The organism is Flavobacterium sp. U410 (assembly GCF_053570605.1).
This window is the reverse complement of record NZ_JBSEFI010000002.1, coordinates 203,341-228,740: the sequence shown is the minus strand read 5'-3', so window position 1 is coordinate 228,740 and position 25,400 is coordinate 203,341. Positions and strand designations below refer to the sequence as shown.

Annotated in this window: 25 protein-coding genes; 6 read left to right on the top strand and 19 right to left on the bottom strand. The window is 32.3% G+C overall.

Features of this window, described 5'->3' with window-relative positions:
* The first annotated feature begins 32 nt into the window (after nucleotides 1-32).
* The 4 genes from ACUSJC_RS02660 to lptB all read left to right on the top strand — a co-directional run bounded on the left by ACUSJC_RS02660 (nucleotide 33) and on the right by lptB (nucleotide 3,096).
* Nucleotides 33-998 (top strand): KpsF/GutQ family sugar-phosphate isomerase, encoded by a 966-nt coding sequence (locus tag ACUSJC_RS02660; protein ID WP_449268000.1) that lies wholly within the window; start codon nucleotides 33-35, stop codon nucleotides 996-998.
* The gene (gene tatC, locus ACUSJC_RS02655; RefSeq protein WP_449267999.1) at nucleotides 998-1,828 is read left to right on the top strand and encodes a twin-arginine translocase subunit TatC; all 831 of its coding nucleotides are present in this window, start codon (nucleotides 998-1,000) and stop codon (nucleotides 1,826-1,828) included. Before ACUSJC_RS02660 ends, tatC begins: the two co-directional genes overlap by 1 nt.
* Nucleotides 1,829-1,830: 2 nt before the next feature.
* A complete protein-coding gene (locus ACUSJC_RS02650) occupies nucleotides 1,831-2,178 on the top strand; it encodes a carboxymuconolactone decarboxylase family protein (protein ID WP_449267998.1) in 348 nt (115 codons plus the stop codon).
* Nucleotides 2,179-2,274: 96 nt separating this feature from the next.
* Complete coding sequence (lptB, locus tag ACUSJC_RS02645) at nucleotides 2,275-3,096, top strand: LPS export ABC transporter ATP-binding protein (protein WP_449267997.1); 822 nt, start codon at nucleotides 2,275-2,277, stop codon at nucleotides 3,094-3,096.
* 71 nt (nucleotides 3,097-3,167) lie between these two features.
* Here the strand turns inward: lptB and ACUSJC_RS02640 are convergent, their stop codons facing one another.
* From ACUSJC_RS02640 to ACUSJC_RS02610, 7 genes are all read right to left on the bottom strand, one after another.
* Nucleotides 3,168-3,848 (bottom strand): lycopene cyclase domain-containing protein, encoded by a 681-nt coding sequence (locus ACUSJC_RS02640; protein WP_449267996.1) that lies wholly within the window; start codon nucleotides 3,846-3,848, stop codon nucleotides 3,168-3,170.
* Entirely contained in the window at nucleotides 3,848-4,297 is a 450-nt protein-coding gene (locus ACUSJC_RS02635) for a sterol desaturase family protein (protein ID WP_449267995.1), read from the bottom strand. The genes ACUSJC_RS02640 and ACUSJC_RS02635 overlap by 1 nt, the downstream gene beginning before the upstream one ends.
* Nucleotides 4,294-5,133 (bottom strand): phytoene/squalene synthase family protein, encoded by an 840-nt coding sequence (locus ACUSJC_RS02630; protein ID WP_449267994.1) that lies wholly within the window; start codon nucleotides 5,131-5,133, stop codon nucleotides 4,294-4,296. The genes ACUSJC_RS02635 and ACUSJC_RS02630 overlap by 4 nt, the downstream gene beginning before the upstream one ends.
* A complete protein-coding gene (locus tag ACUSJC_RS02625) occupies nucleotides 5,130-6,596 on the bottom strand; it encodes a phytoene desaturase family protein (RefSeq protein ID WP_449267993.1) in 1,467 nt (488 codons plus the stop codon). Before ACUSJC_RS02625 ends, ACUSJC_RS02630 begins: the two co-directional genes overlap by 4 nt.
* A gap of 65 nt (nucleotides 6,597-6,661) precedes the next feature.
* A complete protein-coding gene (locus ACUSJC_RS02620) occupies nucleotides 6,662-7,561 on the bottom strand; it encodes a MerR family transcriptional regulator (RefSeq protein ID WP_449267992.1) in 900 nt (299 codons plus the stop codon).
* Between the two features lie 38 nt (nucleotides 7,562-7,599).
* Nucleotides 7,600-8,451: a glycoside hydrolase family 25 protein gene (locus ACUSJC_RS02615; RefSeq protein WP_449267991.1), complete on the bottom strand. Its 852-nt coding sequence runs from the start codon at nucleotides 8,449-8,451 to the stop codon at nucleotides 7,600-7,602.
* A complete protein-coding gene (locus ACUSJC_RS02610; RefSeq protein ID WP_449267990.1) occupies nucleotides 8,451-9,188 on the bottom strand; it encodes a CDP-alcohol phosphatidyltransferase family protein in 738 nt (245 codons plus the stop codon). The genes ACUSJC_RS02615 and ACUSJC_RS02610 overlap by 1 nt, the downstream gene beginning before the upstream one ends.
* 106 nt (nucleotides 9,189-9,294) lie before the next feature.
* Here ACUSJC_RS02610 and ACUSJC_RS02605 point away from each other — a divergent pair, with 106 nt between their 5' ends.
* Entirely contained in the window at nucleotides 9,295-10,371 is a 1,077-nt protein-coding gene (locus tag ACUSJC_RS02605) for a putative type IX sorting system protein PorV2 (protein WP_449267989.1), read from the top strand.
* A gap of 18 nt (nucleotides 10,372-10,389) precedes the next feature.
* Entirely contained in the window at nucleotides 10,390-11,538 is a 1,149-nt protein-coding gene (locus ACUSJC_RS02600) for a lipoprotein N-acyltransferase Lnb domain-containing protein (RefSeq protein WP_449267988.1), read from the top strand.
* On the opposite strand, the gene ACUSJC_RS02595 is transcribed toward ACUSJC_RS02600, so the two are convergent.
* The 12 genes from ACUSJC_RS02595 to neuC form a co-directional block, all read right to left on the bottom strand.
* Nucleotides 11,539-12,921 (bottom strand): exopolysaccharide biosynthesis polyprenyl glycosylphosphotransferase, encoded by a 1,383-nt coding sequence (locus ACUSJC_RS02595; protein WP_449267987.1) that lies wholly within the window; start codon nucleotides 12,919-12,921, stop codon nucleotides 11,539-11,541. It lies immediately after the preceding gene.
* A gap of 55 nt (nucleotides 12,922-12,976) precedes the next feature.
* The gene (locus ACUSJC_RS02590; RefSeq protein ID WP_449267986.1) at nucleotides 12,977-13,984 is read right to left on the bottom strand and encodes a glycosyltransferase family 4 protein; all 1,008 of its coding nucleotides are present in this window, start codon (nucleotides 13,982-13,984) and stop codon (nucleotides 12,977-12,979) included.
* 7 nt (nucleotides 13,985-13,991) lie between these two features.
* On the bottom strand, nucleotides 13,992-15,404 hold the full coding sequence (locus ACUSJC_RS02585) for a DUF6056 family protein (RefSeq protein WP_449267985.1): 1,413 nt from the start codon (nucleotides 15,402-15,404) through the stop codon (nucleotides 13,992-13,994).
* A complete protein-coding gene (locus ACUSJC_RS02580) occupies nucleotides 15,367-16,341 on the bottom strand; it encodes a glycosyltransferase family 2 protein (protein ID WP_449267984.1) in 975 nt (324 codons plus the stop codon). The genes ACUSJC_RS02585 and ACUSJC_RS02580 overlap by 38 nt, the downstream gene beginning before the upstream one ends.
* Nucleotides 16,342-16,355: 14 nt before the next feature.
* Nucleotides 16,356-17,711, bottom strand: a complete 1,356-nt coding sequence (locus ACUSJC_RS02575) for an O-antigen ligase family protein (protein WP_449267983.1) — start codon at nucleotides 17,709-17,711, stop codon at nucleotides 16,356-16,358.
* Between the two features lie 36 nt (nucleotides 17,712-17,747).
* The gene (locus ACUSJC_RS02570; RefSeq protein ID WP_449268040.1) at nucleotides 17,748-18,803 is read right to left on the bottom strand and encodes a glycosyltransferase; all 1,056 of its coding nucleotides are present in this window, start codon (nucleotides 18,801-18,803) and stop codon (nucleotides 17,748-17,750) included.
* A gap of 67 nt (nucleotides 18,804-18,870) precedes the next feature.
* Nucleotides 18,871-20,010 (bottom strand): glycosyltransferase, encoded by a 1,140-nt coding sequence (locus ACUSJC_RS02565; protein ID WP_449267982.1) that lies wholly within the window; start codon nucleotides 20,008-20,010, stop codon nucleotides 18,871-18,873.
* Nucleotides 20,011-20,054: 44 nt separating this feature from the next.
* Entirely contained in the window at nucleotides 20,055-20,594 is a 540-nt protein-coding gene (locus ACUSJC_RS02560) for a serine O-acetyltransferase (RefSeq protein WP_449267981.1), read from the bottom strand.
* Between the two features lie 10 nt (nucleotides 20,595-20,604).
* Nucleotides 20,605-21,741, bottom strand: coding sequence for a glycosyltransferase family 4 protein (locus tag ACUSJC_RS02555; protein WP_449267980.1), 1,137 nt, complete (start codon nucleotides 21,739-21,741; stop codon nucleotides 20,605-20,607).
* 2 nt (nucleotides 21,742-21,743) lie between these two features.
* On the bottom strand, nucleotides 21,744-22,697 hold the full coding sequence (locus tag ACUSJC_RS02550; protein WP_449267979.1) for an exostosin domain-containing protein: 954 nt from the start codon (nucleotides 22,695-22,697) through the stop codon (nucleotides 21,744-21,746).
* Nucleotides 22,698-22,783: 86 nt separating this feature from the next.
* Nucleotides 22,784-24,181: a hypothetical protein gene (locus ACUSJC_RS02545; RefSeq protein WP_449267978.1), complete on the bottom strand. Its 1,398-nt coding sequence runs from the start codon at nucleotides 24,179-24,181 to the stop codon at nucleotides 22,784-22,786.
* 14 nt (nucleotides 24,182-24,195) lie between these two features.
* Nucleotides 24,196-25,317, bottom strand: a complete 1,122-nt coding sequence (neuC, locus tag ACUSJC_RS02540) for a UDP-N-acetylglucosamine 2-epimerase (protein ID WP_449267977.1) — start codon at nucleotides 25,315-25,317, stop codon at nucleotides 24,196-24,198.
* Nucleotides 25,318-25,400 lie beyond the last annotated feature (83 nt).

The following is a 25,400-nucleotide window of genomic DNA, read 5'->3' as shown; positions in this document are numbered from 1 at the left end:
CTTTAAAAGAACAAAACAATAATTCATACATTTTGAACACAACTGACATCATACTTAAATCTGCTAAAAAAACCATCCTTGAAGAAAGCAAAACCATTTCAGAATTAACCGATTACCTTACTGAAGATTTTGCTATTGCAGTTCAAAAAATTTATGAAACTAAAGGGCGTTTAGTGGTTACCGGAATAGGAAAAAGTGCCATTATTGCTCAAAAAATAGTAGCGACCCTTAATTCTACAGGAACTCCTTCCTTATTTTTACATGCTGCGGAAGCGGTTCATGGCGATTTAGGAATGGTTCAACCCGGCGATATCACCATTTGTATTTCTAAAAGCGGAAATAGTCCTGAAATCAAAGTTTTGGTTCCACTTTTAAAACGTCATGGCAACATTTTAATCGGAATGACTTCAGATAAAAATTCTTTTCTAGGCAAAGAATCGCATTATATTATGCACGCTTATGTAGCAAAAGAAGCTTGCCCAAATAACTTGGCACCAACAAATAGTACTACAGCACAATTGGTTTTAGGAGATGCTTTAGCCATTGCTTTAATGGAAATGCGTCAGTTCAAAAGTGAAGATTTTGCTTTATATCATCCAGGTGGTGCTTTAGGTAAAAAATTATTACTTCGCGTACAAGATATGTTGGATGCAACTCACAAACCACAAGTGAGTCCGGATGCACCTATCAAACAAGTAATTGTTGAAATTTCAGAAAAACGACTAGGCGTTACTGCTGTAGTAGACAACAACAACGTAGTTGGAATTATTACAGATGGTGACATCAGACGAATGCTGAATGCCAATGACACTTTTACACATTTGAAAGCAGCAGATATTATGACTAAAAACCCAAAACACATCAGCTCAGACATTTTAGTTGCTGATGCTTTGAATATTTTAGAAAACAACGCCATAACTCAGTTAATTGTTGTTGACAACGGAGCTTATAAAGGCGTATTACACTTACATGACATACTTAAAGAAGGCATTGTATAATGGCAGAAAAAAAACTTAGCGAAATGTCGTTTTTAGACCATCTGGAAGAATTAAGATGGTTATTGGTTAGAAGTACTGTTGCTGTACTTATTTGTGCTACCGTAGCATTTTTTTTCAGTGATTTTATTTTTAATCAAATCATTTTCGGTCCCAAAAATCCTGAGTTTATAACCTATCGTTTGTTTTGTGAAATGTCACAAAACTTAGGCTTAGACCAAAGTTTATGTGTAACCGAAATTCCGATGCGTATTCAAAGTCGCGAAATGGGCGGGCAATTCTCAGCTCACATGTGGACTTCCATTACTGCAGGATTTATCATTGGTTTCCCTTTTATTTTATGGGAATTTTGGAAATTTATTAGTCCGGCCTTGTACGAAAACGAAAAAAAATATGCACGTGCTTTTGTCATTATTGCTTCGCTTTTGTTTTTCATGGGTGTCCTTTTTGGCTATTATTTGATTACACCACTTTCAGTAAACTTTTTGGCAAATTATAATGTCAGTGAACAAATTTTTAACGATATCGATTTATCGTCATATATCAGTTTGTTGCGTTCTTCAACAGTAGCTTGTGGATTATTATTTGAATTACCTATTATTATTTATTTCTTAACAAAAATAGGTCTGGTGACACCAAAATTCCTTCGTCAATATCGTAAATACACTTTGATTATTGTATTGGTTTTATCAGCGATCATCACTCCTCCCGACGTATTGAGTCAGGTTATTGTTGCTATTCCAATTATGATCTTATATGAGGTTAGTATTTTAATTAGTGCTAGCGTAACGAAAAGTATCGAAAACAAAAACAAAGAACTTAAAAAACTATAATTATGAGCGATTTAGTAACCGAATTTAACGAATATCGTTCTAAAATGAACGAGAAATTATTGGCCGACAATAATAAAGTCATCAAGCGCATTTTCAATTTGGACACCAATGCTTACATGGAAGGAGCTTTAGATGTAAAAACCAAAGAACTGCTAGGATTAGTGGCTTCTGCGGTGTTGCGTTGCGATGACTGTATCAAATACCACTTGGAGACTAGTTACAAAAACGGAATCACCAAAGAAGAAATGATGGAAGCCATGGGAATTGCTACTTTAGTCGGAGGAACCATTGTAATTCCTCATTTAAGAAGAGCTTACGAGTTTTGGGAAGCTTTGGAAGAGTCTAAATAATTGTTAATTCGTTTATTTGTTTAAACGTTTATTTGTTTATTTGTCAACAAGTAGCATACAATCTTTGTAATTTTGCTACGAAGCAACTCATAAAAAATGAAATTAAGAGCTGATAATTTAATAAAAACCTATAAAAAAAGGACTGTTGTAAAAGGGATTTCTGTTGAAGTAAATCAAGGAGAAATTGTAGGTTTATTGGGTCCAAATGGTGCCGGAAAAACGACTTCTTTTTACATGATCGTAGGATTGGTAAAACCGAACAGCGGTAATATTTACCTTGACAACATGGATATTACCAATTTTCCGATGTACAAAAGAGCACAAAACGGTATCGGTTACTTAGCTCAGGAAGCTTCGGTTTTTAGAAAATTGAGTATTGAAGACAACATCATGAGTGTATTGCAGTTAACCAATCTTTCCAAAGCAGAACAAGAAGCTAAAATGGAAGAATTGATTGATGAATTTGCGCTTCAACATATTCGCACCAATCGCGGGGATTTGCTTTCGGGTGGTGAACGTCGCCGTACCGAAATTGCACGTGCTCTCGCCACTGATCCTAAGTTTATTCTTTTGGATGAACCTTTTGCAGGAGTTGACCCTGTAGCTGTAGAAGACATTCAAAGAATTGTAGCCCAATTGAAAAATAAAAACATCGGAATTCTAATTACCGACCACAACGTTCAAGAAACCTTAGCCATTACTGATAAAACGTATTTGATGTTTGAAGGCGGTATTCTAAAAGCGGGAAAACCGGAAGAATTGGCTGCAGATGAAGTGGTAAGACGAGTATATTTAGGTCAAAATTTCGAATTAAGAAGAACCAAAATCGATTTCGATGCTCCAAAAACGACTGTTGTCCACGGTAAAGGAGATTTCTTATTTAACAAAGAAGACAATAAAGAAAATAACAATGAATAATTTAAAAAAGCCTCGCAACAACATGCGAGGCTTTTTAACCAAGATTGAAAAATAAACTTAAACTAATGATATTATTTTTTATGTTGTAAATAACGATAGATATCAATTACAAGAGCTATCAGTAAAAAACCGTAAAAAGCATCTTCAAATGGAATAGTTCCTATTCGAATTCCTAAATTTTCGGAATTATTATAACACACTACAGGTTCTTCAATCCAACTTCCCGTTAAAATTCCATTCACTATAAAAAAGAAAACTAAAGTTATCGTATACGATACATAATATCGGCTTAAATCTGTTTTTTGATACAAATGGTAAGCTAAATAAATTAATAGCAGACCAAAAGTAGAAGCAGTATACCAACGATCGTAATATTGAACTAAAAGCACTGAACTCATTAAAATCAATAAAAGAGTTATATAGCGATGAGTTCTTTGTAAAACCGTTTTTTTTTGCAAATACAAAAAAGAAAAATACACAAAAACACTCGAATAGGGAATACAGATGAAAAACAGCACTTCTTCGAGAGGCAAATTAAAAATTTTCAGTCCGGTTACATAACGTTCATTAAATCCCCAAATACCCATTGAGGTAAAAAGAATATCCCAAAACACAAAAAACAAAGCAACCGCTGCAATAGCCGGAAACAAAAAACGCCACGTTTTATAATACGCATGTTTCGGATAAAAACTTGCTATTAAAGGAATAGCTAGAGTCGCCAGATCGATTATGAGATATAAATAATGTTCCATTACATTCGAAAATATTTCATGGGAACATAGAGCATTCCAAAACATTCTCCTTCTTCTTTCCCTAAATGTTTATGATGAATTTTATGTGCTTTTCGCAATCCAATCAAATACTTGTTTTTCGTGTGTTTGAACCATTTAAATCGCTGATGAATCAATACATCATGTACCAAAAAATAGGCAATTCCATAGCCTAAAATTCCTAAAGCTATAAAAAACAACACATTGAGTTTAGGATTAAGTCCAAAATAAAAAAGCGCTATACAAGGAATAGAAAAAAGAACAAAAAAAGCATCATTTTTCTCAAAAACACCTTGGTATTTGGGTTGGTGATGATCTTCATGTAAATACCACAACAGACCGTGCATAATGTATTTATGCGTACACCAAGTAATTCCTTCCATAACGAGAAAAGTCAGTATCGTAGTCACTATGTAAAGTAAAGTCATCATACAATTAAATTCAGTTGGTAACGCAAATACGATTTACCCAAAATTAACAATTTCAACGGGTTAGAAACACGAATTCGTTTATTCAAAAACTCATTCGGTTGGGTGGCACTAATTTTTTTCATCAAACTTTTGTAGTAACGAAAAGCGGTATACACACCAAACTTAGCTTCTACCGGCAATTTCAAAATCCCTTGAAAGGCTTCTTCAAAATCAGCATTAATTTCAGCCACAATTTCTTTTTTATTGGCTTCGGTTAAGGCATTAAAATCGATTCCCGGGAAATACACTCGCCCTAAACTTTCGTAATCGTATTTTAAATCGCGTAGAAAATTAACCTTCTGAAAAGCTGAACCTAATTTCATGGCACTCGCCTTTAATTCTTCATATTTTTGAACATCGCCTTTCACAAAAACCTTCAAGCACATCAAACCTACTACATCTGCCGAGCCATAAATATAATTTTCATATTCAGCAACAGAAACATATTCCTTTTTTGTCAGATCCATTCGCATGCTCTTCATAAAAGGAATAACTAAATCTTGCAATTGGTATTGATGTACCACTTTTTGAAACGCATTTAACACCGGATTCAAGCTGATTTTTCGTTCCAAAGCTTTCTTGTATTCCGCTTCAAATTCGTCTAAAAGTAATTCTTGTTCATAGCCTTCAAATGAATCTACAATTTCATCTGCACAACGCACAAAACCATAAATAGCATAAATATCGTCTTGAATTTCCGGAGCCAACATTTTGATAGCCAACGAAAACGAAGTGCTATACGTATTGGTGATTTTTTTACTACATTCTAAAGATGCAACATCAAACAACGCTTTCATAACCCAAACTCTTTTTTAATTTTTTCACTAGCAATTTTTCCCGATATTAAAGAAGGAGGCACACCCGGACCAGGTACTGTTAACTGTCCGGTAAAAAATAAATTTCGAACTTTTCTACTCTTTATTTTAGGTCTTAAAAATGCTGTTTGGAACAAAATATTAGCCAAACCATAAGCATTTCCTTTGTACGAATGATAATCATCAATAAAATCCTGTACACCAAAAGATTCATAGAATAAAACCGAATCGCGCAAGGCTTGCCCGGTAGTTTGTTCTAATCGTTGGAGCAATACTTCAAAATAATGCGCTCTAATTTCAGGCGAATCTTGTAAACCCGGTGCTACCGGAATTAAAAAGGTAGCAGCTTCTTTCCCTTGGGGAGCAAAAAAGGCATCGGTTTTCGATGGAAAACTGGCATAATACAAAGGCTTTTTAGGCCATGCCGGCTTATCATAAATTTCAACGGCGTGTGGTTCAAAAGGTTCGTCAAAAAACAACGTATGATGTTCTACATTCTCAATTTTTTGATCAAAACCAACATAAAATAATAATGACGAAGGTGCAAATACACGTGATTGCCAATATTTTTCGTCGTACATTCTAAAACGTTCCGGCAACAATTGTTCGCTATGATGGTAATCCGCACCACTTAAAACAACATCCGAAGGAATAAAAGTGTCATTAATTTCTAAACCTTTGGCCACGTTACCATCTACTACAATTTGACTAACTTCAGCTTCTGTTACAAATTGAACCCCTAAAGATTGTGCTAAATTAACCATAGCTTCTACCACGGCGTACATTCCTTTGGAAGGATGCCAAGTTCCCAAACCAAAGTCGGCATAATTCATAAAGTTATAAAAAACAGGTGTATTAGAAGGTTTTGCTCCTAAGAACAGTACCGGAAATTCTAAAATTTGCTGTAGCTTTTCGTTTTTGAATTCGCTCTTTACCTTTTGACTGATCGTTCCAAAAAACTGATGTAGGCGAACAGCGGTTTCCCAACTCACCAATTCCCAAATCGAATCACCGGGTTTATACACCATTTCATCAATGGCAATATGATAGTTCTTTTGTGCCTGAGCAATAAATTGTCTTAACTTTTCTCCGCTTCCTTTTTCTTCAGCTTCAAAAACTGCAATAATTTGCTCCAAATGGTCTCCAATCGTTATGCTTTCTTTGTTTTTAAAATATACTTTGTAAGCAGGAGACAAGCGATGTAATTCATAATAATCAGTAGTTGTTTTACCAAAATCGTTAAAAAATTTATCAAAAACATCGGGCATCCAATACCAAGTTGGCCCCATATCAAAATGAAAACCGTCTCTTGATAAACGTCGAGCACGACCACCAAGCGTTTTATTTTTTTCAAAAATAGTGACTTCAAATCCGGCTTTAGCCAAGTAGCAACTTGCTACCAAAGACGAAAATCCGGAACCTATTATGCTGACTTTAGTTTTCAATTTAAATAATTTTGTTTAACAAATATACTAATTTAGTTAAACAAAATAAAATTAGGCAAAAAAAATTAAGTGTACTGCATCAATTCTTGAATACTCATGAACAAACGAATACCTTTAAATTCTTGAGATACATACTGTGTTTGCTGACCTAAAACCCAAAGTTGATGTTTACTATTTTGAAGTAGTGAAGTGGAAAAATCAGCCAAATAGGTATCAATTTCGTTTGCTGAAGGCTGAACCGTAAAATAAGACACAAAGACAATTTCCGAATATAAGTCGGTAATTCCTTTTAGATCTTCAACAGGAACACTTTCCCCTAAGAAGACCACCTTATATCCTTTTTGAAGCAATTGGTAATGCAAAAAAAGTAGTCCTAGCTCATGGATTTCGTTCAAAGGCAAAAACAAAACAAACACGCATTCATCATTAGCAGTCAAACGTTGTAAATGTACTTGTTCCATTTCGTAGAAAAGTTTCTGTTTGACTAAAGAGCTGATAAAATGTTCGTGAATGGGTTTAAGGGTTGCCGTTTGCCAAAGCACACCTATTTCGTCTAACAACGGAATAAAAACTTCAAAAAAGATCTCGTGAAAACTTTTAATCTCCTTTAATTGTTGATAGGCTTGATGGAACAAATCGCTATCAAAATTGAACATGGCCAGTTTAAAATCAGACAACGCTAAACTGGCACTCGTTTTTTGAGAATAGGTTTGTTGAACTAATGTTATAAGCTGCTCTTCATTTAACTGAGCAATTTTAGAAATTTTGTACCCAAAACGATTAAGAAAAGCAATATTGAGCAATTTTTTAAGTTCTTCAGAAGTGTAAAACCGAACATTATTTTCGTTCCTATCGGGTTCAAAAATAGCATAGCGCTTTTCCCAGATACGGATAGTATGCGCTTTGATTCCGGAAAGATTTTCCAAATCTTTTACACTGAAAATGGTTTTAATATTGTTTAGCATTTTACTTCAAATCGTTAAACAAATATATAAACATTTTTTTATTCAGGCTTTGTATACGTCATCAATTTCACAATATCACCATTAAAAACATTGACATCTACCATTCCTTCAATACCCTGAATTTTAGCTTTTTCAGTAAATTGCCACAACAACCAATGTTCATCCGGATTTTTACGCCAAAAATTGTAATTAGCTATCCAAAAAGGATATTCTTTGAACTCTTTTTTCAAAAAATCATTGTAGTAACTTTCTCCGGTATAAATAATGGGTTTCATTTTATAATGTTGCTCCACTTTTACCAACCAACGTCGGAGTCCTTTTTTTAAGCTATCTAAAGATTGTTTTTTGGGTAACTTTTCAATATCTAAAACGGGCGGTAAATCGCCTTTTTGTAAATGAACGGTTTTAATAAAATTTTCAGCTTGTTTAATGGAGTTCTCATTGGGACGATAATAATGATAGGCACCTCTTAAAAATCCATTTTCTTTAGACTTTTTCCAATTTCTTTTAAATTGTGTATCTATTTTATCTTGTCCGGCAGTGGCACGAATGAAAGCAAAAGAAAGCTGAAAAGTATCTTCTAACACTTGAACTCCTTCCCAATCGACTTCATATTGATATTCTGAAACATCAAAACCAAACTCATGGTTAGTATGCGAACTTAATACTTCATAAATTCGGATATCGGTAATTTTACGTTCCTCATGAGATAGCTCGTCTTTATTTGATTTAAAACCAAAATAATACAAAAAACCATCTCGAAAATAAAATCCAAAAGCACTGATCGATAGAAAAGCAATTAATATGAATAGGTAAAACCCAATTCCTTTGGTTTTCCCGGAAGTCTTTGTTTTATAATTTCGAGTAGAAGTATAATTTCTTTTAGTCATTATTTAGCTTTAGCAAAATTGACAGCAATCGAAATCAAGATATAAGACAAAATAATAAGTGGTAAAGCAACCACTTGGAACAACGCTAACAACACTACAGCTAAGACCAAAAAGCTGATTTGTAATTTGCTTTTCTCCCAACTGAATTCTTTCATTTTAAGAGAAAATAACATAATTTCAGCATTTAATAAATAGGTACTTACTAAAGTAATTGCTAATAACATATAAGGATTATATAGTAAATCAGTCAACCATTGGTACTGATCGGCATATTGAATCATAGGAATACTCATGATTAACAAAGCATTAGCCGGTGTGGGCAAACCGATGAAATTTTCCGTTTGACGTTCGTCTATGTTAAAATTAGCCAAACGATACGCAGAAGCTAATGTGATTAAAAAACCTAAATAAGGTACTACTCCCATGTAATAGGTATCATCTGTCAACATGTATTGCGGAACCTCAGCTTGAATAAAATCAAATAATTTAAACATCATCAATCCGGGAACCACACCGCTGGTAACCATGTCGGCTAATGAATCCAATTGTAATCCCAATTCGCTTGACACATTTAACTTACGAGCAGCAAAACCATCCCAATAGTCAAAAAAGATACCCAAACACACAAAATAAAAGGCGTGATCGTAATATCCGTTAAAAATTTCAACTGCGGCTAACAGTCCGCTTAATAGGTTTAATAAGGTAAAAGTATTAGGAATATGTTTTTTAAAAGACATGTTACTCGTTTGATTTCATAAATTTAGAGCAAATATAATACAATAACTTACTACTTTTAGAGTTTAGTATTTAAGATTTTTATTTGATATTTGTAAAAAAAAGAATTTGAAAAAGACAATACTCTTCTCAACACTTATTTTGTGTTCTTTAACAACTACTGCTCAAACCATTAGAAAATACTCTAATGAGTTTTTAAACATTGGTGTTGATGCAGCAGCTTTGGGGATGAGTAATGCCGTAACGGCTCAATCTGCTGATGTTAATTCGGGATATTGGAATCCGGCAGGTTTAATGCATGTGGAAGATAAACAATTGTCGTTGATGCATGCTAATTATTTTGCCAACATTGCCAAATATGATTATGCTGCTTTTGCCATGCCTATTGATCCTTATAGTGCAGTAGGTATTTCATTGATTCGTTTCGGTGTAGATGATATTATGGACACCACTCAATTAATTGACAGTCAGGGAAACATTGACTACAACAGAATTTCACTATTTTCTACTGCTGATTATGCGTTAACGGTTTCCTATGCCAGAAGTTCTCCTATTGATTATTTGAACTACGGTGTCAATGCGAAAATTATCCATCGTGTTATTGGAGATTTTGCTTCTTCTTGGGGATTTGGTTTTGACTTTGGTCTTCAATACATTTCAGACGAAGAAGATTGGAAATTCGGATTAATGCTTCGTGATATTACAACAACTTACAATACTTGGACTATTAACCAAGCAAAATACGAAGACATAAAAGATGCTGTTCCTGGAGAAAATCAGGAATTACCGGAGACAAGTGAAATTACCATGCCTAAAGCACAATTGGGAATCTCTAAAAAATATATCATTCGTTACGATTATAGCATTACGGGAGCTGCTAACTTAAACATGGAGTTTGCCAGAACTAATGATATTATTTCCACCAATGTAGCCAGTATTGCACCGGCAGTTGGTTTTGAAGCCGGTTATATCGATTTGATTTTTTTAAGAGGTGGTGTGGGTAATTTTCAGCAGATCACACAAATTGACGACTCTAAAAAGGTAAGTTTCCAGCCTAACTTTGGTGTTGGTTTTAAATACAAAGGAATTCAAGTGGATTATGCTTTAACCGATTTGGGTAACCAAAGCGATGCTTTGTATTCCAATATTTTCTCTATAAAAATTGACTTTGGTGCTTTCCGATAATTCTTAAAGTAGATTCTCATGTTGAAAAAAATACTTTTCTTTCTCGTTTTACTGTTCTCCAACTTTATTTTTTCGCAAAGCATTTTACTATCAAAAGATGCTAAAATCAGTATTTTAAATTGTGGTACCGGAAACGAGTCGTATTCACTTTATGGACACACCGCCATCCGTATTCAAGACCGAATCAACTTTTTAGATCTAGTTTTCAACTATGGAACTTTTGATTTTTCGACACCTAATTTTGCTTTGAAATTTGTCAAAGGCGATTTACAATATTTCGTCAGTACTAATTCTTATACTGATTTTGAATACAGTTATCGATTGGATCAACGTTCCGTTTATGAACAGGAATTAAACTTAAATCAGGAACAAAAACAAATTTTATTTGATAAGTTGTGGCAATCGTTACAATCAGATGAACGCTTTTACACTTATAAATTTATCGATCGCAATTGCACTACTATGGTAATCGATAAGGTAAATGAAGTATTGGGAAGCGAAGTTGTTACTAGTTTAAAACCTATAACAAAAACGTATCGTGATGTTTTATATCCGTATGTAGAAAATCATTTTTTTGAAAAACTAGGCATCAATATCATTTTTGGTACAAAAGTAGACCAGCCGGCTGAACGTTTGTTTTTACCCCTGGATTTTATTCAATCCTTGGAACAAGCACAATACAACGGAAAACCTTTGGCGCAAACTACTAAAATTGTATATCAAGCTCCTGAAAATAGTTTTACACCGTCTATTTTCAATAGCATTTATACTGTTATTTTAGTGCTAGCTTTGATTGTTTTGGTTCGCAAAAAAGCAATTACCTATTCTTATTTTTTTATTTTAGGAATTTTAGGTCTTTTCTTTTGTCTTGTGGGTTTATATTCTGAACACCAAGAAGTTTTATGGAATTACAATGCGCTTTTATTCAATCCACTTTATTTGGTTCTGTTTTATTTCTTAGTCAAAAAACAACTCAAACAAAGTATTTTAATGGCAAAAATATTAATTGCTATGCTTTTAGGTTATTTGGTCTATATGCTCAATAAAATTCATTTGGGAATTGTAATGCCTTTTATTGTAGCTCATTTTATTCTACTGGCGAAAATTGCTTTAAGTGATAAAGCAATAATTAAAAGTAATTTCTTTTTTTATTGGAAGAAAAATTAATTATTGTCCTCTAAAGAACAATACTGTACTCAAAGTTTTTACCACAATATTGATATCCAAAAATAAACTACGGTGTTTAATGTAGTACAAATCATAGCGCAACTTCATCAAACTATCTTCTAAGTTTTCACCGTATGGGTAATTTACTTGTGCCCAACCTGTTAATCCCGGTTTAATCACATGGCGTGTTTTATACAAAGGAATATTCTCGGCAATTTGCTCCACAAAAACAGAACGTTCCGGTCTTGGGCCAATAATTGCCATTTCTCCTTTTAAAACATTGATAAACTGAGGTACCTCATCTAATCGAGACTTACGCAACAAACGTCCAATCGGAGTAATTCGGCTATCATTAACTTTGGCAAAAACAGCTCCGTTTTTTTCGGCATCAACCACCATAGTACGAAGTTTTACAATCTTAAATACTTCGCCATTTCTACCTACTCTTTCCTGTTTATAGAATAAAGGTCCTTTGTTTCCTATCAAATTCAACAAAATAACGAAAGGCAGTAATCCTAATAATAAAACTAAGCCTATTATTGAAAAAACAACATCAAATAAACGAGTATAAAATAAATACACTTTATTTTGATTGCTTCGACTAAAAGGAAAAAATTTATACAGTTCTCTATCTTCAAAATGAATAGGTAATCGATATGTAGCCGATTCGTAAACGTCTGCATATTGTTTAATAACAACTCCTTGCTCTAATAACCCTAATAGTTGATCATATAATTCAACAGATATTATTTTGTTAGAATCATTAGTTACTACAATTTCTGAAATTCCTTTTTCGTATACGAAGTTTTCTATATCCTCTACGCTAATTTCAGGAAAGATAGTCTCTTTTTTTCTTTCATCCGTTGGTATAAAGCCTCTAACAATATAATGTGGATTATCCTTAACAAGTTCATTTATTTGATCTTCAATTTTTTTGCTGCTTCCAACAAAAAGTACATTTTTAAAGAAGCGTTGTGAAGCTAATAACTTAATATACAAATAGCGCCAAACCAACAGAGCCGTAAAAATAGCGAGGAAAAAGAAAATAATTTGTAAACGATTAGAAGGTAAAATAGGAGTATAAAAAGGGGTTAACAAGTAAGTCAGTGTAGTGACTGCTGCTGTTAAAATAATACTCTTTGTAATTTGATAATGATTACTGGCCACCTGTAGGTTGTACATTTCAAAAATTGTCCCAATAATCATAAGGTAAAGAACCAATACTAAAGCCCAATAATAATTATCTATTTTTATGGAAAAATAATCGAAATTGAAAAAATGACCAATGATTTGGAGAAACAGAAACACGAAGAAAATATCAAAAAAACGAAGTAATATTTTCCGTTCGGAAATTTCGAAATGTATTTTCTTTTTCGGGGACATTTTTTCTTTTTTTAATAATGCAAAGTAATGAATTTATTTAGATTTTTTTAACAATTTAAAGTGAAAATAATCTGTTCCATGCTTCTTTTATGATCCTCCAATCCCACTGTTCTGCTTTACTTCTGGCATTTAAAGTCAATTGTTCTGCTTCAAAAGGTTTTTGCATTAATGCTACTATCTTTTCTGCCATTTCATTAATCTCGTTATCAGGCACTAAGATTGAATCTCTTTCATGTTCCAACAGATAAGGCAAGCCTCCTACATTTGTGGAAACGACACATAATCCTAATGCCATAGCTTCCATCACACTCACCGGAGTGTTATCAAAATGAGTGGTATTGATAAAAAAATCGTAATCCTCAGATAGTTTCCACCATTCTTCTTTTGTTAATTTTCCTGTAAACTGAACTTTTACATTTAAATCTTTAGCTAACCGTTCTACTTCATGTTGAATCCCTTCTTTATCAGGTCCAACCATAGTTAGTAATGCATCAGGATAAACAGCACTTATTTTGTGTAGTACCGAAACCGCCATCTGAGGATTATAAATTTCGGCAAACGCTCTTACCCAAAGTAGTTTAGGATGAAATACGGTTCGTTTTTTAAAAGAGTACTTATCAATTTCAATAGAATTGGGAATATATAGCACATTGGTAAATCCAGCTTCTTCAAAACTGTTTTTCAGATAATTTGAAGGTGCTGCATTGCGGTAAGCATGGGAAAACACCAAACGACATAATTTTGGATTTTTAACTAAACGCTCCGGTAAATTCCCTCCGTGTAAAATGGGAATATAGCGCAAATTTCTTAAGCGACAGATTTGGCTGCATATAACAGTATACCAAAATGCCTTAGTACTATAAGTATCTATTAGAACAAAAGCCATATTTCGTTGAAATAAACAAGCTAAAGCCATATCCAAGATTCTGAATAAGAAGCTTTTTTTTTCTGAAACAGAAACTACATCATACCCTTCGCTCTGAAAAGCTTTTCCTAAAGTTTCTACTGTAGTAGCATTAAGGCCATGTTTGCTTAACTTATTCCCTAGATATAATAATTTCATTTTTGGACTATTCTATTTCTATACGCTTGATTTTAAAATATTCTTCTAATTCTTGATTGGCTAATCTATTTTTTTTCTCAGGCCATCGAATTGGCAATATTTCAGGCTTTTTGATCAACTCTTGTACGTAAACAGTATCTTTCGTGGTTTCTTTTAACATTTTGTAAGTATCGCTAACTTGTTTATGATAAGTAGTAGCTTTACCTGTTCCTAAATCTGAGTAGGCTTTCATCACATTAGCATTAGCAGACAATGCCAATACTATCAATAATAAAAATACATGATACTTTTTGTCTGAAAGTGTTTTATTGATTTTATTTAACACCTCAAATCTATGAAGAATTTGAATAAACAGAAGCGTAAAAAATAATATAAAGGCAAAAAATATTGGTGTATATGACCTTTTAGGAATCCAGTTTGTTGTGTAGATACTTGGAAAAAAACCAACGCAAACAACACCTAATATAAATACACCAAAACCAAGTAACATATATTTTTGCATGTGTTTTAAAGCTTTCAAATTGAGCTGAGGAAATTCTATCTGATAGAATCTAGGAACAATCAAAAGCAATACAGTTGTAACCGGAATCCAGAATAATAAAACAAATCCGGCTCTAAAAAATGTATGTATTATTGCTTTTAAAAGATGAAAATCGCTTTTTTCAAACAACACCGCTCTTTCAAAATTACCCGGTGCAGTTATCATAAAATAAGCTAAACCTAATGTAATTATGGTAATTGGAAGTAATCTCCAGAAAGATTTTCTTTTGAAAAACATCAAAAGACTTCCTATTAAAACAGTAATAAAAGAGGTATAAACAACTATGACTTCATTGGATCCCATGATTATAATTAAGCTAACCAAAGATACCAACACATCTTTAATGATCATTATGGTTTTTCTATCTTCTTTCAAAAGATTAAGGACTGCATTGAGATAGATTAACAAAAAGACAATCGGTAATTGATAGGTAAAAGCTCCTGCATACCAATAAAATGTTTCCCCAAAATCGGGTAAGTAATTAAAATAAAGAAATAAAAGAATCCCAAAAGACAAATTACTGTTTATAGGCAGTTTAAAAGTTTCTACACTATTTTTAATTAAGACTTTAAGACTCCATGCGGTTGTTATAATCAAAAAAATAGGCAGTATGAATGCGTATCCTAAATGTCCGTATGATAAAGGATTAAATGTTGATATTGCCAACGAAGCCATATATCGACCGGACCATTCGTAATACCATTTTAATTGTGCATCTACAAAGCCGTGTTCTATAAATGAACTTGCATAAGCAAAATCATCCCCTATGGGAACGTTGAAAAAAGACAACATTAAAAAAGGAAAAACAGTAAATAATACTATAATATTTCCTAAATTTTTCTCACTTTGAATGAGTCTCTTCAGATTTTGCAACATCATTTTCAGATTTGTAATAGTCGTTAATAAAATAAATAGGTCGTTTTTTGGTTTCAGAAAAAATAATTCCCAGATATTCCCCTAATACTCCAATTGCTAAAAGCTGTAATCCTCCTAAAAATAAGATTGCTGTCATCATCGAAGGATAACCTGCCACAGCATCTCCGTAAATCAAAGCTTTAAAAATCACCTTCACTAAAAACAAAAAAGAGAATAGTGAAACTAATATCCCTACTATAGAAATTATTCTTAAAGGTTTTATAGAAAATGCAGTAATTCCTCTTATCGCTAAATTTATCAGTTTAAAATAGTTCCATTTTGTTGTTCCGGCAATCCTTTCGTCTCTTTCATAATAAATTGCTTTTTTCTTAAAGCCTATGAAAGAAAACAATCCTTTCATATTGCGTTCCTTTTCTTTTAAAGTTCTCAACGCTTCAATGGCTTTTGTACTCAACATTCTAAAGTCTCCGGTATCTTTTTGTATAGGAACTGTTGACATGTAAGCTAAAATTCTATAGTACCAATATGATGTTGTTTTTTTCAACCATGTTTCGCCTTTTCTGGAAATTCTTTGCGCATAAACATCATCATAACCATTTTCTATCTCTTTAAGCATTTCGGGCAATAACTCCGGATTATCTTGAAGATCAGCATCTATAATAACCAAAGTATCTCCCCTCATATAATCTAACCCCGCTGTCATCGCAATCTCTTTACCGTAATTACGAGACAAATCTACAACGGAAACTCTTTCATCCTTTTCCTTAAGTTCTATTAACAGACTTAGTGTGCGATCTGTACTTCCGTCATTCACAAATAAAAATTCACACTTCGGGCTTATTGAACTACTAACGCTAAGTAGACGTCCATAAAGTTCATCAATACATTCCTCCTCGTTGTAGACAGGAATCATAATTGTTAAGTAGTTCACTTTACTCATATTACTAAAAGAATTTACGCTTTTTTAATTTCAATTTTATGTAATCCGGAAACAAAAATAGACGTTATCATCAAAAATAGCCCTAATAATCCAAACAAAGGCCTATAGATATAAAGGTGTTCTCCAAAGAACAGTGTGACTAGCATAGCCCAAACCATCCCATTCAATGCTAATGAGAAATCTTTATATCGATCAAACTTTATCCTGAAATAACTAAAAAGCCAACCAAAGTATAATACAAAACCGACTAACCCGGTTTCTTTTATCACCTGTAGATACATGTTATGCGCTGATAGTCCTGGCGCCTTATCAAAACGATTCATGAAACCTGCTCCGAAAGGGATTATCAGTGGATTTTCTATAATATAAATTGCATTAGTAATTGTCAATTTATCTCTTCCTGATCCTAGGTCTGAATAATAATCCCCTACATCTTTATCTTCTTTTTGATCTCTTCTTAATTTTGAATATATCCTGTTTTCTAAAGTTTCTTCCATACTTAAGCGTAAATCAGGATTAATTGTGATTATTGTAAAAAAGATTACGCTAAAAACTCCTGCCACAACTGTAAAGCGCCTCGGGCTTCTCAATGCAAAGTAAAGTACAAAAACGCCTAATGCAACATAAGATGTTCTGGAACCGGAAAGTATTAATATATAAAGATTAAGAAGAATTGCTGAATAGAGTAATATCCGATTAATCTTTATCTGTCTTTCTAAAAATACCCCCATACACATTGCAAAAGAAAAAAAGGTAGTCATTCCTAGAACAATTTTATTGGGACCTAAAGTTCCTGATAAAAATATACCATAAGCATCTTTATAAGCATCACTCCATAAAAAATTCACAATTCCTAAATTCTGTAAAAGAACTATTAAACTACAAAGAATCGATAAAATAATTATTAAATAAACTCCATTTTTTTGCACTTTTTTATCTAAACAAAAAATATAAAAAAATACTGCTGAAAGGTAAAACACAATAAAGTGATATAAATACAATATAACTTGTAAAAAAGATAATAGCGCACTATTGTAAATATAAAAAAATAAAGATATTACCATTGTCATCATACACCAGTAAATAAACTTTTTCAGAACTTTTAGATACGTTACTTTATTCGTTATATAATTGATGAGTTTATGATTTTTATAATAATAATACAAGATAAATACTCCGAAAATATCATACAATCGAAACTCATTATCTCCTTTAATACTATATTTTAAGACTGGTAAATTATAGAAATACGATAATATCATTCCGTAAAGTACAAACAATAAAAGTTTGTCTTTAATAAGATTTTCCAAAACCTTTTTAAAAACAGTGGATTGGTTTGAGTTGCCAGAATTTAATTCTTCTTTTTCCATTTTCAAATTCCATTTTCACTAGCTATAATTCGTAAATTAATTCAATAATTGAATGTAATTCGAAATAACGCTCTCTGCACTATAATTTTGCTTTATTTTATTTTTAAGGTTTACTCCCAGTTCTTTTATTTTTTCTAATTTTTCCGGTTTTGCCAATTTACATAAGATATCTTTAATTTCTTCTTCTTGTAATGGATTAAAAAGTAATCCTGTTTTTCCGTTTTCAATAAGATTTGAACAATATCCCACATTCGTTGACAGAACTGGCAATCCGCAAATTCCATATTCCAAAAGAGTAACTGGAAAACCTTCATAAGTAGAACTTAAAACTCCCACAGTACTTTGTTTCAAAATATTTTGAATATTATTACAACTTCCGTAAAGATATACTGTTTCTTGTAAATTGTTTTTGTTTATAAAATCTAAAATTTCCTGAGAGTAATTATCATTGAAAATCTTGCCAATTAAATGTACCGTCCAACCTTCTTTTTGAATGGAAGAATTAAAAAATGCTCTTAAAAAAGTAATATGGTTTTTAGGTTGTTTTAAATTAGCTAAAAAAACAATTTTTTTACCTTCTTCCCCTTTTAATATCGTTTGAGATTTTATAGATGAACCATTTTCAACAGAAAAATTAGGTAAATAAACTACTCTTTTAGCTTTCAATTGAGAAAGACTCCATGTTCTTAACTCTTCATTTACTGCTATGATTAAATAAAAAAAACGCGAGAATTCTTTAAGAATAAAATTTGCTTTGCTCTGCTTTGCTCTATCTCCATAATGATCATGCCAGATCAATTTGATCTTGGGTAAAGTCATTTTAATTAATACTGCCCAGAAAAAAGAGGAACTATGGGCATGAATATATTCTATTTTATTCTTTTTGCAAAAATGACGCAATTTCAATAAAGCATTAATATCAAAATGCCCTTTTTTATTCAGAAAAGAATAATGTACCTCCGAATTTAATTGTTCTTTTAAAAGTCCTTCTTTTCGTGTAGCAATTAATCCTGAAAATACAATATGCCCTGACAGTGTATTTGCATAGGTAACAGCCATACGTTCAGCTCCACCAGGCTCTAAACTGTCAATTAATTGGACTATTCGAATATTTTTATGTTGTGTTTTTATATCGTTTTATTTAGAATGTAAATATACTTTATAATGCTTTAGGAATTAAAAGTTTCCTTATTTCTTCTTCAAATTTATCCGTCGTAAATTGTTGTGACCACGTTTGAGCTTTTTGCGACATTTCTTGGTATAATTCTCTATTTTGCAAATTATCTAAAATGGTCTGAGCGTCTTGTTGTAATTTTTCAGTGAGTACAATGCCCCTATCTCCATGACCAAGCATATAAGAAACACAAGAAACCGGCGTTGCCAAAGGCACACATCCCCAGAACATAGCTTCTGCTACTACTTTTGGCCAGCCTTCACTCTTTGATGGCAATATTAAATAATCCGATTTTTGATAAGCTTGTAAAACAGCTTCTTTAGGTTGGTTCCCTTTTAGCTGAACATATTCCTTTAAGTGTTGTCTTTTTATATATTCCTCTAATTGCTTACGTAAAGTTCCTTCTCCATACATTTCTAAACTAACATTCTCTCCTGCTTCTTTCAATTTTTCTACTAACTGAATAACATATAAAGGTTGTTTTCCAGGGGATAAAGTTCCCACAAAAAGGAATTTTATTGCTTCCTGAAACGTTGAGTCCTGGGTGCTGAATTTTGAATTTTGAATTTCTGATTGACTATAAGTCGCAGTAAAAAAAGATTTGATATTTTTCGTTTGACCAGGCCATTCTCCATATACCAAAACTTGCATATTCTTTGTTAAAAATGTATTGCTTAATATCTTTCTCTGCATACGATAACTCCAAGGTTGTTTTGCCTTAGGATCCCAGTTCCCTGCATATTTCGTCGTTTTTTTCTTATTCGGATAAAAAATTTGTGCTATACTGGCTAATAAGCCTATATTTCCCGGACAACGCAGATGAATATGGTCTGCTGTTTTCATTGCCCTTACAATAATCCAAAAATTGAGTAGTGAATAATAAAATGCCTGAGGAATCTTTGTAACTGATTTTATATCGAATTCTTTTAATTCTATTGTTCTTAAGACCGGAAAAGAAATTTCATCAACTAATAATTTTCTATCATCCTTCCATATCGGACAACAAAATTGAATATGCCCTACATGACGAGCCCAAATTTTCATCTCTTTTTGATAGGGTCCATACATATATTGCCTTTCTTCTAAAAGGACTATTGGTGCTGATGATACAACTAATAATTTCAATTTATATCTATTTTTTTATAAAAGCTATTCGTCGAAGCCCTCCATTAAACATAACCTTCCGAACCTTTTTCTGAAATTTTAGATGCCGGCACACCTATCATCACAGCATTGTCTTCTACATTAGTTGTCACCAAAGAGCATGCTCCTATTATCACATTATTTCCTATCTGTATTTTTCCAGCTATTACAGAATTAGCGCCAACATATACATTATCACCTATTACGGGAACGCCTCTTTTCTCTCCCTGACCAGAAACTCCGATGGTTACTCCTTGTGAAATATTACAATTATTTCCAATAACAGTATTAGCATTCAAAATTATTCCTCCAAAATGTCCTATATAGAAAGAGTGTCCTATTTTTGCTGATGCAGGTATACTGATTCCTGTAGTGATTTCAATTAGTTTTTGCCAAACCAACATACATATCTGAAAAATTTGTTTTACTACAGGAAGCTTCATTTTATAAACACTATGTGCTAACCTGTATTGCATTATTGCCCAGAAACCTTGTGTAAAAAAAACAATGGAAATAAAATTACCTCCATATTTTTTGTATTTTCTATAGTCCGTTAATACTACCATTTTCTATTGACTAAATTAATTGTTCATAAAATACAATATTTTTTTCAACAATTGCCTCTAACTCAAATTTTTTAACGGCAGCAATACGAGCTTGTTTACTTATTGTTTTTGCTTCTTCCGGATGATTAAAAACCCAGCTGATTTTTTCAGCAATATCTTCTGGTTTATGGGGATTACAAAGTAGTCCAGTTTGATAAGGCTTTATTGTCTCAGGACCTGGCCCTGTCTCAGAAAAAACCACTACTCTTTCCATAGCCATAGCTTCTGGCGCTACTAAACCTTGTGTTTCCATGTGGGAAGGAAACACACAAACCTGAGCCTGTTGGTATATTTGAGGTAAATCAGTATGACTAACTGCTCCCATGAAAAAAACATTATGTAATTGATTTTCTGTAAATGTTTCTTTTAGAAATTTAATATACGATTTACCGTCCGTGAAAAACCAATCACGTCCGTAGATATAGAGTTTAGCATCAACAAATTTTTGTTTTACCAATTGAAAAGCTTGTATTAATTGCCTAACTCCCTTTTTTTCACAAACAGTTCCTGCAAAGACAATACTTTGAGGTTCTTCTTGATTTGTTTCACTAGGCTTAAATTGTTCAAACGAAATAGGGTAATTGATCAACTCCACTATTTTATGATGATAGCTCAAATATTTAGCCGTATGCGTTTTTACATATTCTGAAACCGCTATAAAAGCATCTGCTTTTTTAAAAGAACGTTTTTCTTGAAAACCTTTCCACCAATTTATACCGCGTTTTTCTCCTTCAGCAAAAAAATGATGTCCTCCGTGTAGGCGAATGACATATTTTATCTCTTTATTTTTCGGAAGAAAAGCTAATCCTAGCTCTGCTGTTTCTATAATACTAATAGGATTTTCAGTATGTACTTCTTGTATTTTTTTTGCTATTGCTTTACTATTGTTATACCACTGTAATCCTTTTGTTTTTTTCACCTGTAGTCTATAAATTTTAATTCCATTGACTATTTCTTCCTCATATTTATTTTCATAATTCAGTCCGATTACACTAACTGAAATTCCTTTTTCAACCAAGGTTTTCGCTATAGTTGCAATAAAGGTTCCTGCTCCTCCATGAGGAAAACCTTGCTTAGGAAATTCCGATGTTATATAACAAATATGCATAACTATAACAATATTTTTAATTCGTGATATAAACTAATAAAATAGCCTTCTTTAGTAAAATATTCTTCCCAAAGTTTTCTATTTTCTTTCAATACTGCTTCAAATTCTTTTTCTTCAAATCTATTATGGAACTTTAGAATTTCATTTTCTACTGCTCCAAAATTACTTTCCTCAATCTTTACTATATGTTTATCCCAATCGATTATATTTTCAAAAGGAAGCTTACAATCTGTGTCTACTAAAAGAGGTATTCTTCCCATTGCTAATGTTTCATAAAACCGAACTGAAAAGTTTCCTCCTCCACGCATGCAAAACGTATAAGGGTTTTGTTCTATATTTTTAAAAAACTCTGCTGTAGTTTTTTTTCTGTCTTGGTCTGAATTTAAACCCGCTCTATACTTTTTCCTAAAAATAAAATCCGTTTTAATTTGTGTTTTATTTTTAAGCTCCATTAAAAGTTGGTGTCTCTTTAAACTTGAAGGATAAAAAGATTGGAAATCTGTATGATCTTTTTTAATTATTCTTTTTACTAATCCTTTTACAAAAATTAAAAATTCTTTTATCCATTTCTTAATTCCTGATGCTGAATGTCCGACAAACCCTATCGTTGGCTGTTCTTGATGTTTCAATAAAGAGAAGGATAAATCCATTTTTAAAAGCGGATCCTCTATAAAAGGAGGCATTATAAAAGTTTGACAAGGGAATTTAGATTTAAATCCTCCTAAACGTATTGTGATTATATTTTCATCATGTATTGTCTTTCCTACATCTCCTGAAGTAAATACCAATATTTTTTTATTATGTTCATGAGCTTTTTGTAAAAAATGATTGAAATATGCCTTATCTTGAGAAGCAAATAAATATTCAACTGCTATTGGCAACGCAACATAGTCTGCTTCACTTATATCTTGTACTATTTCATAATACGCTAAAAGTATTTCGTTCTTTTTATACAAATATTCAATTAATGGAAAAACATAACCAAAATGCGGGACATCTGATATTTTTTCAAAATCTGTATATATCTTTATTTTGTCCATTTTTAGTTTTTTAAAAGATTGCCAATAGCAACAGATGCATTATCAATAGGATGCTGTACAATTTTTTGCAACCATTTTTCTCTATCAGGACCAATATTTTTAGTATTGGAAAGAACTCCTTCCAGTTCATTTCTTATTTCAGACGAACTATTTAACCAACCTACGGCATTTAGCTTCTCCATACTTTTAAAATGTTGGTATCCATAAATAGTTTTTACAGACCAATTATCGTCTTTTACGGTATCGTAGTTTAAATAAAAACAAGGCTTATTGAATATTGCAAAATCATGTGCCATTGTTGATCCTAAATTGATCACAAACTCGCAATGACATCCTAAATTAACCTGTAAACCGATATCTTCAAATTGCGGAAAAACATATCCCCAGTTTTGACCGGATTTAGGCGTGTTCCATAAAGGATTAACAGCTATTATAATTGTTTCAAATTTTTTCAAAACTTCATCATATCGACCGGAAAAATCTACAGGACATCGTCTGAATATGATTTGAGGTCTGTTTCTTTCATCCATTTCAGAAACGGCTTGGGCAACATCTTGTAAATATTGCGGATCATAAGGTGATGTTTTTTCATCATCGCCACTAAAACAAATCCACTTTTTACTTGCATCCAGACCATTTTCTTTTGCAAATTCTACTCTGTTTTTTAGAAATCGTTCTTGTAAATAAAATTCAAATTGTGGTGTCCCTGTTATTATTACTTTATCAGATGGTATTTCAGGATAATAGATTTCCATTTCCTTTTTCATATAATCTGACCATACTAAGTATTTATCTGCTTTAACGGCCAGTCTTCCTTTGGGTAAATTATCCCAAGAATAGATAACTGATATTACTTCTATTCCTAGTTTTTTTGCGGCAATACAATAAGGCATTAAGCCGGCTACTCTTTGATGAGTAATGAAAATTTTATTAGGCTGTATTTCCTTTAAAAGTTTCTCTGCTTTTTCAACACTTTGCTGATTCCAGTATTTCTCTGAACACGACTCAAGGCTTAAAATCCTGCTATAGTTTTTTGAAGCCCAGATTCCCATGATTTCTGCCGTTTTATTCAATACTTTTTGTTTTAAAGACTTGGGATTGTAATTCCAATTTGTCAGTATTGTTTTGTTCTCAGAAATTTTTGCATTATTTTTCAATCTGCCAAAAGTTGCGGCTTCTCTAAAAAGTCTCGTCGTTAAATTTTCAGCAAAAATCCGAATTGGAAATGTTTGTATGGAAAATCCATGAGTTTTTTCCAAATCGTGAATAAATTCTTTAGGTAAAACCGTTCCTATTGTTGCTTCAATATTTTGATCGGAAATAACTTTTAAAATATTTGAATATAGATAATTTCTAACACCTACTCCGTCTGGAACCAAAAAAAGTATTTTCTCTTGCATTGTTGTGTTTATGTTTAAATATCTCTAAACTGTTTTTGATGGTTCAACATCCAAATATCTTGATTTATAAGTGATTTTAAAAATAATTCAGCACTATCTCCTTTTCCAAAATCGGATAAAGATGGAGAAATCGGATAGTTATCAATTGTTTGTAACGCTTTTTTTATTTCACTTTTAGAATAATCCACATTAACAATATCTGTATGCAATGCTCTGTTTTGTTGTCTTGTACCAATATTGATTATGGGTAAACCGTAATAAGGTGCTTCTCTGATTCCTGCACTGCTATTGCCTATAATAAACTGCGATTTTTTCAGCAAAGTCAAGAAATATTCAAATCGCAATGAAGGAAATACTCTAAATCTACTATTATTTTTTAATTGCTCGTATTCTGCTAAAATTGACTTGCTTCCTAAATCATTATTGGGATACACAACCACATAATTATGATCATCTTCTAATAACGCTTCTACAAAGCTTTTCGCATATTCTTGCATATAAGCAGCTTCTGTAGTTACCGGGTGAAACATGGCAATTCCATAATTTTGAAAAGGTATTTCATAATATTTCTTTGCTTCGTCTAACGATGGTAAATTATCTGAAAACATAATATCAACATCAGGAGAACCTATAACAAAAATAGATTCTTTTAACTCTCCCATCTGAACCAATCTTTTCTTTGCCAAAGCGTTTGACACGAAATGGATATGACTCATTTTACTGGTTGAATGTCTGATAAGTTCGTCTATTGTTCCTGAAATTTCGCCTCCTTCTATATGTGCAACTAAAATATTATTCAAACTTCCTACAATAGCTCCCGCTAAAGCTTCTACTCTATCTCCATGGATAACAATCATGTCTGGTTTATATTGTTTAACATATTCAGACAGCCCTTGAATCGTTTTGGCTAATGTTAAATCCATTGTCGATTCATCCGTATGATTTTTAAAAGTGTAAATATTTGAAAAATTACATCTTTCAACCTCAATTAAGGTATAACCATATTCTTCCTGAAGATGCATTCCGGTAACAAAAACAAGGGGCTCAAATTGTGGATTGTTTTCCAAAACTTGAATTAATGATTTTATTTTGCCAAAATCAGCTCTTGTTCCTGTGAGGAATAGTATTTTTTTCATTTTGGGTATGCTATTCGTGCAAATATAGACGATTAAATTGTTTTGCTTTATATGATAATGAACTTTTCAAATGATGATTTAAC